This window comes from Parageobacillus toebii NBRC 107807, assembly GCF_003688615.2.
GTDB classification, from domain to species: domain Bacteria; phylum Bacillota; class Bacilli; order Bacillales; family Anoxybacillaceae; genus Parageobacillus_B; species Parageobacillus_B toebii.
Genome location: NZ_CP049703.1, coordinates 790144 through 804254, shown reverse-complemented (window position 1 = coordinate 804254; position 14111 = coordinate 790144). Strand labels below are relative to the sequence as shown.

Genomic DNA, 14111 nt, shown 5'->3' with positions numbered 1-14111 from the left:
GAAAACCTAACAGCAGGGAGGCGACAAATGATGAGAAACTTGCTGCTGTTAGGTTTTGCTATAGTTCTTTCCGCTTGTTCGATGAATCCAAATCATGCTTCTTACCACGAGCAAAGCGAAGACAAAAATGGCACGAAGCTAATGACCGATGATAAAGCGAAAAGCGATTATGACCGCTATTTATATAACAACTTTGACGACCCGGAAAAAACACGGCAAAATCCGAATTTCATCAACACCACAGACAACAGTGGAAATGATCGCGCTGATGTTAGGAAAGCCGTACAAGTCATCGAGACATATACCGATTACAAACCTGGGTCTGTTTGGATGAACGGAAACGATATGTACGTGACGGTTCACGTTCCTTCCTCGATGTCAGAGGAAAAACGGCAAAAAGAACAGAAACGGATTCATCAGTTGCTCACAAAAGCCATTCCGACGTACGATATTCATGTGCGTTTAGATTAAGGATTCATCTTCTGAGAAGAAGATGGATCTTTTTCTTCATCAAATATTGTAATTTGATGGTTAGTTATGCTTTTTTATACGTTTTTGATTAAAAAAGAAAAATTTGGCTAAATTCGACGGAAAAGAGGTATCCAATTTATTATATGTCGAGAATACACCTAAATTGATATAATTGAATGTAGGAATATACATAATGGTGTCGAATAAAATGTCCTTTAGATGACTTTGACAACTTTTTAGTTAGGTGGGTAATATGAATATTCATAAATTCGTGATGCCGGAGATCATTTTTGGGAATGGTGCTATTGAGCATGTAGGGGAAAGCTGTTTGCGGCTTGGAGCAACTAACGTTTTAATTGTCAGTGACCCAGGAGTGATCGAAGCCGGATGGTTGGATGTCGTCGTAAAAAGCTGCAAACAGGCGAATTTAAAATACACGATATTTCACGATGTAACGGTTAATCCAAAAGATATCGAAGTGGAAAAAGGATGCAAAGTTTACATAGAAAATGAATGTGATGCGATCATAGGAATTGGTGGAGGAAGTCCTTTAGATGTGGCGAAGGCCATTGCCATTTTGGCCACCAATGGAGGAAAGATTCACGATTATGAAGGGGTGGACAAAATCAGAAACCCATTGCCTCCACAAGTGATGATTCCTACAACGGCTGGATCGGGTTCTGAAGTATCGCAATTTTCCGTCATCGTAGATACATTAGGACAAAAAAAGATGACGATTATTTCCAAATCCCTTATTCCAGATATTGCAATTATTGATCCAGAAACATTATCGACAAAAAGTGCCCGTTTAACTGCTTCAACCGGCTTAGATGTTTTAACACATGGCATCGAAGCATACGTAAGTTTAGCCGCAACCCCATTAACCGATGTTCAAGCAAAAAACGCTATTTCTTTAGTATCAGAATATTTGCGTCCATCTGTTGCTTCAAAAATAAACAAAGAAGCGAAGACACATATGGCAATGGCTAGTTTGCAGGCTGGCCTTGCGTTTTCTAACGCCATTTTAGGCGCGGTGCATGCGATGTCGCATGCGGTCGGAGGAAAGTATCCCGTTCTTCACGGCGATATTAATTCTATTTTACTTCCATATGTGATGGAATATAATCTATTGGCCAATCCGAAAAAATTTGCGGATATCGCGACATTTCTCGGTATTGATATTCGAGGATTGTCGCACATGGAAGCGGGAAAAAAAGCGATTGAGTATATCAAACAATTAACAATGGAGATTGACGCTCCGCAACGATTATCCGATATAGGATTAGAAAAAGACGAAATATCGCATATGAGTGTCATCGCCCTCCATGATGCTTGTATGATCACCAATCCTCGAGATGTCACAGTAGAAGATATTGAAGAAATATTTAGAAGGGCATGGTAGAGATGGAAGTAGAAGATCGGCAACAAATGATTAACTTATTAACTGGCGTTCAGTCTTCGAAAAAAAGTTACTATAACGAATTAAAGAAAACGGTGATTGAGCTCAAAAAGAAAAATATGCAGTTGGAAATTATTAATGATGTAACAAAAAGTTTTAATGTCGATATGTCCATCGATGAAATGTTGAAAAACGTTTTTGATAAGCTGCAAACGATTTTTCCAATCGAAAGAATTAGTTTATCTATGTATGAAAATGAAAAATTGATTTTAACCAATGTTTATCCTCCTCACTCATTATATTTTCCGATTGGATTTGAGTTGTCAAAAGAGCATTCCCTTTATTGGAAAGCAGTTGAATCACTTGAAAAAATCTTTTATCAAGTAGATTCCAATAAAGAAAACTATGAAGACTATATAGAAAATAAAGTATATGAATCTTTAGGAATTCGCAGTGTATTGTTAGTCCCGCTTATTCACAAAGGGAAAGTCATCGGTGTGCTCTGCATAGGAAGCAAAGAAATCATAGAATATGACGAAGATGATTTGACTTTTTTCCAACAGTTTTGTGACCAGTTAGCCGTGTGCATCGAAAACGCTCGTCTTTATAACGAGGTTCTCACTAGCAAAAAGGAGTGGGAAGAAACATTTCGCGCGGTTTCAGAGATGATTTTAGTCGTCGATTTAGAAGGAAATATTTTAAAATATAATGACGCAGCGAAAGATTTTTTCCAACTTCATTTATATCCACGGGAGAAACGAAACTTTCATCAACTTTTATCGTTAGACATCCATAACAGTCCCGTGCTGAAAATGGTTCAAACAAAAAAGCCTGTCTATCAGGAGATTCATTTTCAAAAGCGAATATGTGAATTGCGTGCTTATCCAGTATTCAATGAAAGTCAACACATCTATGCCATTATTATTTACATTAATGACATCACGGAAAAACGCCGGATTGAAGCGCAGTTAGTCCAATCAGGAAAGTTGGCCGCGATCGGAGAGATGGCGGCGGGAATCGCCCATGAATTGAATAACCCATTGACGGCTATTTTAGGCAATGCCCAATTGCTGTTAAGAACAGCAGATGATCGATCCCACAAATTGCTTTCCGATATTTATTCGTGCGGAAAGAGATGCAAAACGATTATCCAAAATTTATTGACTTTCTCCCGGCAGGATGAATATATGTTTGAAGATTGCTCTGTCAATGAAGCGGTGGAGCAAGTGCTAGGGTTAATCGGTGATCAAATTAAGAAACAAAATATCACCATTCAGAAAAAATTAGATCATTCACTGGAATTGATTGAAGGAAATATTCAGCAAATCGGACAAATTGTTTTAAATCTTTTAATTAATGCAAAAGACGCATTGGAAGAAATGGATATTCCAAAAAAAGTTATTTCTATTGAAACGAAATCGGTGACGGAAGACGGCAAGAAGTGGATTCTTTTATCGGTTCAAGATAACGGCAAAGGAATTGAAGAACAATACTTGCAAGAGATTTTCAATCCTTTCTTTACGACGAAAAGGCCCGGGAAAGGAACGGGACTTGGATTATCCGTCAGCTTAGGAATCGCGCAAGCTCACGGAGGGACCATCGAGGTGATAAGCCATCCTGGAAAAGGAAGTACATTTATGTTAAAGCTGCCGGCAAAGCAATAAACGTGGGAGTGAACAATTAATGCCCAATGTGTTAGTGATTGACGATGAACGAGAAGTATGTACATTTTTTCTTCATTTGTTAGAAGGAAAAGGATATCATGTCAAGTTAGGATGGAACGGCAAAGACTTTTTAAAATTAATTCAACAATATTCATTTGACCTTGCCTTAATTGATGTAAAGCTGCCAGACACAAATGGGTTGGAACTATTAAAACAGTTAAAAGCCGTTCAACCATCGTGCAAGGTCATTATTATGACGGGATACAGCACTGTGAAGACTGCGGTAGAAGCAATTAAGTATGGCGCAAGTGATTATATTGAGAAGCCATTCGATGATATTGATGAGTTAGAAAAAACGATTGAAGAATTAATGGATAGTGAAATCCATTCGTCTCAACATGATATGTATAAGTTGGCGGAAGCGCTCGGTTTTGTTATCGGAACGAATAAAGAAATGAACGATTTAATCAAGCTTGCTTATAAAATCGCCAAAAAAAACGTAAACGTGTTAATTGAAGGAGAGACCGGAACGGGAAAAGAAGTGCTCGCGCATTTTATTCATCAAGCAAGCATGCGTTATGACCAGCCTTTTATTGGAATCAACTGCGGGGCGCTGTCGGAAACGCTGCTTGAAAGCGAATTGTTTGGCCATGAAAAAGGGGCGTTTACGGGAGCGTTGAAAGAAAAGAAAGGAATTTTCGAGATCGCGAACAGAGGAACATTATTTTTGGACGAAATAGGGGAAGCATCCTTAGCTACACAAGTAAAATTATTACGTGTGTTGGAAACGGGAGAGTATATTCGCGTCGGTGGCGAAACCGTCCGTAGAACCAATGCTAGAATTATCGCCGCTTCCCATGTCAATCTCAGTCAGGCGGTAAAAGAGAAAACGTTTCGTGAAGACTTATTATACCGGTTAGATGTAGTAAAATTAACGATCCCTCCTTTAAGAGAACGGATAGATGATTTACCTATTTTGATCAAGCACTTTTTAAAAAAGCTGAATTCTACTCTTATTTTTTCCGACGATGCCATTTTGCAAATGAAACAATATCCATGGCCGGGAAATGTAAGAGAGCTTTTTAACATCGTAAAAAGAGCGGTGACGTTGGCGGAAGGCGAAACGATGGTCATCACACCTGATTATCTTCCAGAAAAAATAAGAACGGAAACGAATATATCTTCGATTCCATCAAGTGAAATTAAAAATAACAACGAGATGGATTTAGAATCTTACTTGCAAAACTGGACCGGCTATATTTTATCATTATGGAAAGAAAACAATGAGCGGCTTGATCTTCAACATGTTTTAGATGCCGTAAAAGATTTAGAAACACAGATCGGACGATTTTTCGTTTGGAAAACGTTGAAGGAAACATTAGGAGATAAAAAAGAAGCGGCAGAACGGTTAAACATTACGGTGCGCCAGCTTCGCTATTTACTGAAAGAAAAAGGGACTGCTTCAAAAGAATAAACTTAAAGCAGTCCCTTATCGTATGTTCCATTAACGGTCTGTGCCAATTGTCAAAACGACCCGGCCGTTAATTTTTCCTTTTTCCATTCTCTCAAATACTTCATTGATTTGTTCTAGTGGAGCGGTTTCTACAATAGGGCGTACTTTTCCTCTCGCAGCGAAATCCAACGCTTCTTGCATATCTTTTCTCGTACCGACGATTGATCCTTTCACCGTAATTCCATTTAATACTGTATCGAAAATAGGGATTGGCAGTTCATCGTTAGGCAATCCAACAACAACAAGGCATCCGCCGCGTCTTACAGATTTATAGGCTTGTTCAAACGCTTTTTTCGTTACGGCAACGCTAATGGCAGCGTGCACACCGCCTACTTTTTCATGAATAGCTTCTACTGGATCCTCTTTTAGTCCATTAATAGCAATATCCGCCCCTAATTGTTTGGCAAGATCTATTTTTTCATCGCTAATATCGACCGCAACAACGTTTAATCCCATTGCTTTCGCGTATTGAAGAGCAATATGCCCTAATCCTCCGATTCCGTAGATGGCTACCCATTCTCCTGGTTTGGCGTTAGACACTTTTAGCGCTTTGTATGTCGTTACTCCCGCGCAGAGAATTGGCGCGACTTCGACTGGATCTAAATTTTCTGGGATTTTTGCGACATAATCGGCAGGTGCTTTGCAGTATTCCGCATATCCCCCATCGACGGAATATCCACCGTTTAATTGATGTGGGCAAAGTGTTTCTTGCCCGCTCAAGCAATATTCACATTCTCCGCAAGCGGAGTATAGCCATGGGACACCGACACGGTCACCTACTTTAACGGATTTTACTCCTTCTGCTACTTCGACAACAATCCCTACCCCTTCGTGTCCAGGAATTAAAGGCAATTTTGGCTTGACTGGCCAGTCTCCGTGCGCAGCATGCAAATCGGTGTGGCAAACCCCGCAAGCTTCAATTTTGACAAGTACTTCTCCATAGTTTAGTTTTGGTTTTTCCACCTCTTTAATTTCTAATTGTTGCTTAAATTCAGTGACAACCGCTGCTTTCATTCTCCCTACCCCTTTCTAAATTTCAAACAAGTGCCACTAGTTTATCCTGCAAAAACTGTGCCAATAGAAAAAATGGTTTTTCTATAGCCAATCCACATGTTTTTGCCGAATTTTTGTTAAAATTGGACGAAATCTCGATGATTTTTGACTAATTTTCGTAATATTGATTTTAATTGGCTTGTGAAGCTCTCTTCACTATGCACCCTTTTCTATTTCATATATTTGGGATATAATAATAAATTAGACTGTGCATCGAAAAACAGAGGTGAAAAACGTGTTTGAACGTCTGGAAGCAGTAGAAGAACGTTATGAAAAATTAAATCAACTGCTAATGGATCCAGAAGTGATTAACGATCCAAAAAAACTTCGCGACTATTCGAAAGAGCAATCGGATTTATCAGAGACGGTACAAACGTATCGTGAATACAAATCGGTCCGCAAGCAGCTGGATGAGGCAAAAGCGATGTTAGAAGAGAAGCTTGATCCAGAAATGCGGGAAATGGTGAAAGAAGAAATTGATGAGTTGGAACAAAAAGAAGAAGAGCTTGTCAATAAGTTAAAAATTCTTCTTCTTCCGAAAGATCCGAACGATGAGAAAAACGTTATTATGGAAATCCGTGCCGCGGCAGGCGGTGAGGAAGCGGCGCTATTTGCCGGCGACTTGTACCGGATGTATACACGCTATGCGGAATCGCAAGGATGGAAAACGGAAGTTATTGAAGCGAGTCCGACCGGGCTTGGAGGATATAAAGAAATTATTTTTACGATTATCGGAAAAGGAGCGTATTCCAAGCTGAAATACGAAAACGGCGCGCACCGAGTGCAGCGCGTCCCGGAAACGGAATCTGGCGGACGTATTCACACATCGACGGCAACGGTTGCTTGTTTGCCGGAAATGGAAGAAATCGAAGTCGAAATTAACGAAAAAGATATTCGCGTCGATACGTTTGCATCGAGCGGACCGGGTGGACAAAGCGTGAACACCACGATGTCGGCGGTTCGTTTGACGCACATTCCAACGGGAATTGTCGTAACGTGCCAAGACGAAAAATCGCAAATTAAAAACAAAGAAAAAGCAATGAAAGTGTTACGCGCCCGCATTTATGACAAATACCAACAAGAAGCGCGCGCGGAATATGATCAGACGCGCAAACAAGCAGTTGGAACAGGGGATCGTTCGGAGCGAATTCGCACGTATAACTTCCCGCAAAACCGTGTGACCGACCATCGCATTGGATTGACGATTCAAAAGCTTGACCAAGTGTTAGACGGCAACCTCGATGAAATTATTGAAGCACTGATATTAGACGATCAATCAAAAAAATTGGAGCAAGCGAACAATGAGTCATAAAATTTACGAAGTCCTCACATGGGCTTCTTCTTTTTTAAAACAACATGGCAAAGAAGAGCGGGCCGCGGAACTATTGCTTTGCCACCATTTGCAAATCACAAGAGCGCAGCTGTTTGCCCGGCTACGCGATCCAATCGATGAAAACGTGCACCAATCATTTGAAGCAGATGTTCGTAAGCATGTGTATGAACATGTTCCGGTGCAGCATCTGATCGGTTTGGAACAATTTTACGGCCGGCCGTTTCTCGTCAATCGCAATGTGCTGATCCCCCGCCCGGAAACAGAGGAATTAGTGGAAGGCGTGCTAACCAGAATCACACAATTATTCCCGGGAAATAAAACGATCGATGTGGTCGACGTCGGGACAGGAAGCGGGGCGATTGCGATTACGCTGGCGTTAGAAAACGAATCGCTTCGCGTTGCGGCCATCGATATTGCTCCCGAGGCTCTGGAAGTGGCAAAGCGAAATGCGGAACGTCTTGGAGCGGATGTTGCATTTATTTGCGGCGACTTATTGCAGCCCCTTATAGAGGCCAATCGCAAAGTAGACGTTGTCGTTTCCAATCCGCCATATATTCCGGAGAATGAAATTGCTTCGCTTTCCCCTGTCGTAAAAGATTATGAGCCTTTACGGGCGCTTTCCGGCGGCAAAGACGGCCTTGATTTTTACCGCCGTTTCGCCCGCGAGCTGCCATTCGTATTAAAAGAACGCGCGCTTGTCGCGTTCGAAGTAGGAGCTGGGCAGGGAGAGGCGGTCGCGGCAATATTGCGGCAGACGTTTCCACAAGCAGAGGTGGAAGTTGTTTTCGACATTAACGGAAAAGACCGAATGGTATATGCATCATTAGGAAAATAACTTCCAGTACCACCTGGAAGTTATTTTTTTAGATTGATAGAGTTTAAAATTTGCTTGCGCTGTCCACAATGAAAAGTGAAAGGATGGTGCAAGCAAATGAACCAAAAAAATATCGGAATTATTTTATATATACTTCTATTAATCATCGGGGTGCTGGTAAATGTATATGGCCATCAAACGAAAGCGGGGGAAAACGCGACGGTCGCTATTCCGGACGAAGCGATCCGTCTGCGGATTTTAGCCAATAGCGATTCTGCGGAAGATCAAGCGTTGAAACGAAAAGTGCGCAACGCGGTGAATGCGCAAATTAATGGGTGGGTAGCCGATTTAACGTCTTTTCAAGAGGCAAAGCAAGTGATTCGATCCCATATTCCAGAAATTGAACAAACTGTAGCGGATGTGTTGCGAAAAGAACACATCGATCAATCGTATAAAGTACAGTTCGGAAAAGTCGATTTTCCGACAAAAATTTATGGGAATTACGTTTATCCAGCCGGGCAATATGATGCTGTTTTAATTACGCTTGGCGAGGGAAAAGGAGCAAACTGGTGGTGCGTTTTATTTCCGCCGCTTTGTTTTCTTGACTTTAGCAATAGCGATGCGGTGCGAATGAACGAGCAACCATACGACGCCAATGACAATAAAAAAGAGGTGTTCGCTCCTGCACAAGGAGAGAATAAGGAAACGGTAGAAACAGACGAACAGCAAGAACAAAGCAGCAAGAAGGAAAAAACCATAAAAGAAGAGGAAGTAAAGCGGGCAAGTATAGCAACGACGCCGTCTCCGTTTGTAGCAGAAAATGATCAACCTGTGGAAGTCAAATTTTTCGTGAAAGAACTTATTGAACAATTGATTCCATAATAGTTTGTGGATAAATGTGTAAAACTCACTCACATATCCACAAACTTATCCACTAAAATAACACATTTATCCACATTTTGTGGATAAATTTTGCGAAACTTTTTTCTTTTTTTCATTTTAAGATATAATTCTCGAAGAGATTGTTGATATTTTTATACTATTTTGCTAGCAAGCAGCAACGATAGTTGGGGGGAACAGAGTGGAAACGAATATTTGGGTTGTGGATAATATTGTTGATAAACAAAGTATTTATCCACAGGTTAAAGAGGCTGCACAACTATTGAAATCCGGCGAGGTTGTCGCTTTCCCAACGGAAACGGTGTATGGACTGGGGGCAAATGCGAAAGATGCAAAAGCAGTGGAAAAAATTTTCGCGGCAAAAGGCCGCCCAAGTGATAATCCGCTTATTGTCCACATCGCTCATCTTAAACAGCTAGAAGAGATGGTTTCTGCCATTCCTGATGTGGCGCATACATTAATAAAACGCTTTTGGCCAGGACCGCTTACGCTCGTTCTGCCAAAAAAAGAAGGAGTGATTTCTGATCCAGTAACAGCAGGGTTGCCTACTGTAGCGGTGCGCATGCCAGCACATCCAGTCGCCCTTGCGTTAATTGAAGCCAGCGGATTGCCATTGGCTGCGCCGAGTGCCAATATATCAGGGCGTCCGAGCCCAACGACAGCGGCGCATGTGTTCGCTGACTTAAATGGACGGATTGCTGGCATTGTCGATGGCGGGGAAACAGGTATTGGAGTGGAATCGACCGTTCTTGACTGTACGACGAAAGTGCCGACAATTTTACGTCCGGGCGGTGTAACAAAGGAAGCACTCGAGAAAGTGATCGGAAATGTTTTCGTAGATAGCGCGCTAACCGATGAACGGCAAACACCGAAATCACCGGGAATGAAATATACACATTACGCCCCAAAATCACCAATGGCGATTGTTCAAGGCTCTCCGGCTTTTTTGCAAACGCTTGTGAATAAACAACGTACGCTTGGAAAAAAAGTCGGTGTCCTAACGACAGAAGAAAACCGCTCTTTTTATGATGCCGATGTAGTGTTAGTGTGCGGATCGCGTCATGATTTACATACCGTAGCAAGCCATTTATATGATACGCTTCGAAAATTTGACGAAACAGATGTTGATTTCATTTATAGCGAATCGTTTCCGACAGAAGGAATTGGAGAAGCTATTATGAATCGGCTGAAAAAAGCCGCAGGTCATCAAGTGATTGATGAAAAATAAATCTTCTAAATATTCCCGGACATGCATATGTTAACAGTAAGGCAAGTCCGGGAGGGAAATCAAATGAAGATGTTCATCGGCGAACTTGTGGCACTATCGATGATGGCGTTTGCATTAGGAATGGATGCATTCTCCGTCGCATTAGGCATGGGGTTGTTTCGCTTGCGATTAAAACAAATTTTTTACATAGGCATTATGATTGGGCTTTTTCATATTATTATGCCGTTTTTAGGAATGTTCCTCGGCCGCTTTTTATCATACCAATTTGGCAGCATCGCCTCTTATATCGGAGGGGCGTTGCTGCTATTGTTAGGAATTCAAATGATTGTTACATCCTTTAAAAAGGAAAGCGATAGGTTTGTTTCGCCAATGGGAATAGGACTTATTTTTTTTGCTTTTAGTGTGAGCCTTGACAGCTTTTCCGTCGGGCTTAGTCTCGGCATTTACGGCGCGCGAACATTGCTTACGATTTTATTGTTCGGTTTTTTCAGCACGGTGTTGACGTGGATGGGATTAATGTTAGGGCGTCATTTCCAACAATGGCTTGGTGCTTACAGTGAGGCGCTTGGCGGCAGTATTTTGTTAGCGTTGGGGCTGAAACTATTATTTTCGTTTTAAGTTGGCCGCTGCTCACTAAAAAACAAAAGAGCTGCTCCAAAAAGAAGTTTGAACTTTTTGGGCCGCTTTTTTGACACTATATTTTGCTGGTAATTTTTATTATAATTAATTTGTACGTTAGTCGAGTTATGAACGGTAAGAGGTGTTTGTATGTCGCATCGCATTTTATTTGTTTGTACGGGAAACACATGCCGCAGCCCGATGGCGGCAGCGTTATTAAAAAGCAAACAATTGCCAGATTTGGAGGTGAAATCAGCGGGGGTGTTTGCTGCGGAAGGAAGCGATGCTTCGCTTCACGTAAAAACGGTGTTAAAGGAAAAGGGAATCGAAACAAAACATCGTTCATCAATGCTGAAAAAAGAAGATATCGATTGGGCGACGCATATTTTTGCCATGACGGCTGGGCATAAGCAGTTAATCATTGAAAGATTTCCAGAAGCGAAAGAGAAAACGTTCACTCTCAAAGAATTTGTTTTCGGAAAACAAGGGGACGTATCCGATCCGTTTGGCGGTTCTGTTGAAACGTATCGCAAGACGAGAGATGAGCTAGAAAAGCTGATTGATCACCTCGTGCGTAAGCTTGGTGGAAATCAGTAGGAGGAAAGGAAATGGAAAGGGCAAAACAGAGATATCGTTTTAGTTTACGTCTAAAAATTGTTGCATTTACAACCATATTGGCCATCATTACGTATTCTACAAGCGCATTTTTTATTTATGTTTTGTATGATTTATTCTTCACTTCGATGAACAAAAGCGCGTTTACCATTATTATACTATTGCTTGGAATCATTTGGTCAGGCTTGCTTGCATACATGGCATCAGGATTGATCGTAAAGCCGTTGCATCGGTTAGAACAGGCGGCAATCAAAGCAGCAAGCGGACAAATTAATGAAGATGTTCCGTTGCCCAAATCAGATGATGAAATCCGCTCATTAGGGATTGCTTTTAATGAAATGTTGCGAAGTTTGCGAACAATCGTGAAAAATATTGAAGATAATTTTTCTCGCACGAATGAGAAAGTCGTGGAAATTACGAACGCTTCCCTTGTTGCGGCAGAGCGTTCGAAAGATATTGCCCACACGATTGAAGAAATTTCCAAAGGCGCGAATGACTCTGCTGTATCGATGCAAACGGCTGCTGAGTCGGTGGATGATGTGCTGCGCATTGCGAATCAAGTGCAGCAAAAGGCGAATCAATCCGAACAATTAGCGAAGGAAATGGTGACAACATTACATAAAAGCCGTGAAGTCATTAGTTCGCTTGTCAGCGGAATCGAACAATTGGCGCGCAATAATCAAACGTCTTTAAGTGCGGTCGAGCGGCTGGAGCAACACGCGAAAGAAGTGGAAAATATTATCTCTCTAGTCGGTGATATTGCCGGGCAAACGAACTTGCTTGCCTTAAATGCCTCCATTGAAGCGGCGCGAGCTGGCGAGCATGGAAAAGGTTTTGCTGTTGTCGCGGAAGAAGTCCGGAAGCTTGCGGATGAGAGCGCAAAAGCGGTTCAAGGGATTTCTGAGCTGATTCAAAACATTCAAAAGGAAGTCGCACATGTCGTATCACAAATTCATGAGCAAGTAAAATCCGCGAATGAAGAAGCCGCAAAAGGCGCCGATACGAACGACGCGATTGCGGAAATGACCAAATCGATTCACGAAGTCGTTCGTTCCGTCCATGAAATTGCGGAATTAGCGAAAGAACAAATGTCACATATCGAAAAAGCATCGATTCAATCACAAGAAGTTGCGGCGATTGCCGAAGAAACGTCGGCTGGGGCGATGGAAGTAACGGCGGCGACACAAGAACAAACTTCTGTTATTCAGCATGTAAACAAACTAGCGGAAGAATTGGCGGAACAAGCGAAAAAATTAAAAGAAACGATCGACCAATTTGGTACAAGATAAAATTAGAAAGGTCGCCTTCTATATCGGAAACATGTAAAATGAATAGAAAGGCGGCTTTTTTCTATATGACAAAACAAGGAGGAAATGAACATGAAAGTAGCGATTGCATCTGATCACGGCGGAATTCATATTCGTGAAGAAATTAAAAAATTAATGGACGAAATGGGGATCGAGTACATCGACTTAGGATGTGAATGCGAAACATCGGTCGATTATCCTGATTACGCGATTCCAGTTGCGGAAAAAGTCGCAAACGGGGAAGTGGATCGCGGCATTTTAATTTGCGGCACCGGAATTGGCATGACGATTGCCGCTAATAAAGTAAAAGGCATTCGTTGCGCGCTCTGTCACGACGTATATAGCGCCAAATTAACGCGCCAGCATAATGATAGCAACATATTAGCGATGGGAGAACGCGTCATTGGACCAGGATTAGCGCGTGAAATCGCGAAAGTGTGGTTGACGACGGAATTTGAAGGCGGACGTCACGCACGACGCGTGGAAAAAATTACACAATATGAAAACAAACATTTATAACATAGGAGGAATCGTCAATATGTCTTCCCCATTATCCGAATGGAAGCAGCAATGGCAGACGATTATTCGTGAATTTCGAAAGCAAGTCCCGCTTTCATCCGAGCATATTCTTGTCATCGGCTGCAGCACAAGCGAAGTGATCGGCGAGAAAATTGGAACAGCTGGCTCAACGGAAGTCGCCGAAATGCTGTTTGCCGAATTGAGAAAGTGGCATGAGGAAACAGGGGTGCAGCTAGCGTTTCAATGTTGCGAACATTTAAACCGCGCGCTTGTTGTAGAAAGACAGACCGCCATGTCCCATCAGCTTGAAATCGTCTCGGTCATCCCTGTCCGAACAGCCGGCGGAGCAATGGCTGAATACGCGTATCGTCATATGAACGATCCCGTCGTTGTCGAATTTATTAAAGCAGATGCCGGCATTGATATCGGCGATACATTGATCGGCATGCATTTAAAGCATGTCGCTGTTCCTGTGCGCGTGTCGTTAAAGCAAGTGGGACATGCCCATGTGACATTGGCAAAAACGAGGCCGAAACTGATCGGCGGCGCCCGCGCAGTCTACTCTTTAGAAAATCCGAATACTTCTTGCACTTCCTGATGATTTTGTTCATTTTTTCTTTGAATCTACCCGCAAAAAGCTGGTAAAATAAAAAAGAATATTCATTATTTCGAAATGA

14 protein-coding genes are annotated in these 14111 nt (G+C 41.9%); 13 read left to right on the top strand and 1 reads right to left on the bottom strand.

Annotated elements, in window-relative coordinates:
* Nucleotides 1–27: 27 nt before the first annotated feature.
* The 4 genes from DER53_RS04150 to DER53_RS04135 all read left to right on the top strand — a co-directional run bounded on the left by DER53_RS04150 (nt 28) and on the right by DER53_RS04135 (nt 5008).
* Complete coding sequence (locus tag DER53_RS04150; RefSeq protein WP_240345841.1) at nt 28–471, top strand: hypothetical protein; 444 nt, start codon at nt 28–30, stop codon at nt 469–471.
* Nucleotides 472–724: 253 nt separating this feature from the next.
* A complete protein-coding gene (locus DER53_RS04145) occupies nt 725–1873 on the top strand; it encodes an iron-containing alcohol dehydrogenase (protein WP_062754448.1) in 1149 nt (382 codons plus the stop codon).
* 2 nt (nt 1874–1875) lie between these two features.
* Nucleotides 1876–3534 (top strand): sensor histidine kinase, encoded by a 1659-nt coding sequence (locus DER53_RS04140; protein WP_062754446.1) that lies wholly within the window; start codon nt 1876–1878, stop codon nt 3532–3534.
* Nucleotides 3535–3553: 19 nt separating this feature from the next.
* A complete protein-coding gene (locus tag DER53_RS04135) occupies nt 3554–5008 on the top strand; it encodes a sigma-54-dependent transcriptional regulator (RefSeq protein ID WP_062754444.1) in 1455 nt (484 codons plus the stop codon).
* A 30-nt stretch (nt 5009–5038) separates the two neighbouring features.
* Here the strand turns inward: DER53_RS04135 and adhP are convergent, their stop codons facing one another.
* Nucleotides 5039–6061 carry an alcohol dehydrogenase AdhP gene (adhP, locus tag DER53_RS04130; RefSeq protein ID WP_062754442.1) on the bottom strand — a complete coding sequence of 341 codons (1023 nt, stop codon included), beginning with the start codon at nt 6059–6061 and terminating at the stop codon, nt 5039–5041.
* A 274-nt stretch (nt 6062–6335) separates the two neighbouring features.
* On the opposite strand from adhP, the gene prfA reads away from it, so the two are divergent.
* From prfA to DER53_RS04085, 9 genes are all read left to right on the top strand, one after another.
* A complete protein-coding gene (prfA, locus tag DER53_RS04125) occupies nt 6336–7412 on the top strand; it encodes a peptide chain release factor 1 (protein WP_062754440.1) in 1077 nt (358 codons plus the stop codon).
* Complete coding sequence (gene prmC, locus DER53_RS04120; protein ID WP_062754438.1) at nt 7402–8268, top strand: peptide chain release factor N(5)-glutamine methyltransferase; 867 nt, start codon at nt 7402–7404, stop codon at nt 8266–8268. Before prfA ends, prmC begins: the two co-directional genes overlap by 11 nt.
* 96 nt (nt 8269–8364) lie before the next feature.
* Nucleotides 8365–9129, top strand: a complete 765-nt coding sequence (spoIIR, locus tag DER53_RS04115) for a stage II sporulation protein R (RefSeq protein ID WP_062754436.1) — start codon at nt 8365–8367, stop codon at nt 9127–9129.
* A gap of 199 nt (nt 9130–9328) precedes the next feature.
* The gene (locus DER53_RS04110) at nt 9329–10375 is read left to right on the top strand and encodes an L-threonylcarbamoyladenylate synthase (protein WP_062754434.1); all 1047 of its coding nucleotides are present in this window, start codon (nt 9329–9331) and stop codon (nt 10373–10375) included.
* A gap of 63 nt (nt 10376–10438) precedes the next feature.
* Complete coding sequence (locus DER53_RS04105; protein ID WP_062754432.1) at nt 10439–10993, top strand: manganese efflux pump MntP; 555 nt, start codon at nt 10439–10441, stop codon at nt 10991–10993.
* 150 nt (nt 10994–11143) lie between these two features.
* Nucleotides 11144–11590 (top strand): low molecular weight protein arginine phosphatase, encoded by a 447-nt coding sequence (locus tag DER53_RS04100; protein ID WP_062754430.1) that lies wholly within the window; start codon nt 11144–11146, stop codon nt 11588–11590.
* Nucleotides 11591–11601: 11 nt separating this feature from the next.
* Nucleotides 11602–12897, top strand: a complete 1296-nt coding sequence (locus DER53_RS04095; RefSeq protein WP_062754428.1) for a methyl-accepting chemotaxis protein — start codon at nt 11602–11604, stop codon at nt 12895–12897.
* A gap of 90 nt (nt 12898–12987) precedes the next feature.
* Nucleotides 12988–13434, top strand: a complete 447-nt coding sequence (rpiB, locus tag DER53_RS04090) for a ribose 5-phosphate isomerase B (RefSeq protein WP_015865321.1) — start codon at nt 12988–12990, stop codon at nt 13432–13434.
* A 19-nt stretch (nt 13435–13453) separates the two neighbouring features.
* Complete coding sequence (locus DER53_RS04085) at nt 13454–14032, top strand: TIGR01440 family protein (protein WP_062754426.1); 579 nt, start codon at nt 13454–13456, stop codon at nt 14030–14032.
* Nucleotides 14033–14111 lie beyond the last annotated feature (79 nt).

Bases quoted from the DNA above. Each gene is read 5' to 3' on its own strand.
- DER53_RS04100 (WP_062754430.1), top strand. From the start codon at position 11,144: ATGTCGCATCGCATTTTATTTGTTTGTACGGGAAACACATGCCGCAGC.
- adhP (WP_062754442.1), bottom strand. From the start codon at position 6,061: ATGAAAGCAGCGGTTGTCACTGAATTTAAGCAACAATTAGAAATTAAA.
- DER53_RS04140 (WP_062754446.1), top strand. From the start codon at position 1,876: ATGGAAGTAGAAGATCGGCAACAAATGATTAACTTATTAACTGGCGTT.
- DER53_RS04145 (WP_062754448.1), top strand. From the start codon at position 725: ATGAATATTCATAAATTCGTGATGCCGGAGATCATTTTTGGGAATGGT.
- prmC (WP_062754438.1), top strand. From the start codon at position 7,402: ATGAGTCATAAAATTTACGAAGTCCTCACATGGGCTTCTTCTTTTTTA.
- DER53_RS04150 (WP_240345841.1), top strand. From the start codon at position 28: ATGATGAGAAACTTGCTGCTGTTAGGTTTTGCTATAGTTCTTTCCGCT.
- rpiB (WP_015865321.1), top strand. From the start codon at position 12,988: ATGAAAGTAGCGATTGCATCTGATCACGGCGGAATTCATATTCGTGAA.
- DER53_RS04135 (WP_062754444.1), top strand. From the start codon at position 3,554: ATGCCCAATGTGTTAGTGATTGACGATGAACGAGAAGTATGTACATTT.
- DER53_RS04105 (WP_062754432.1), top strand. From the start codon at position 10,439: ATGAAGATGTTCATCGGCGAACTTGTGGCACTATCGATGATGGCGTTT.
- spoIIR (WP_062754436.1), top strand. From the start codon at position 8,365: ATGAACCAAAAAAATATCGGAATTATTTTATATATACTTCTATTAATC.
- DER53_RS04085 (WP_062754426.1), top strand. From the start codon at position 13,454: ATGTCTTCCCCATTATCCGAATGGAAGCAGCAATGGCAGACGATTATT.
- DER53_RS04095 (WP_062754428.1), top strand. From the start codon at position 11,602: ATGGAAAGGGCAAAACAGAGATATCGTTTTAGTTTACGTCTAAAAATT.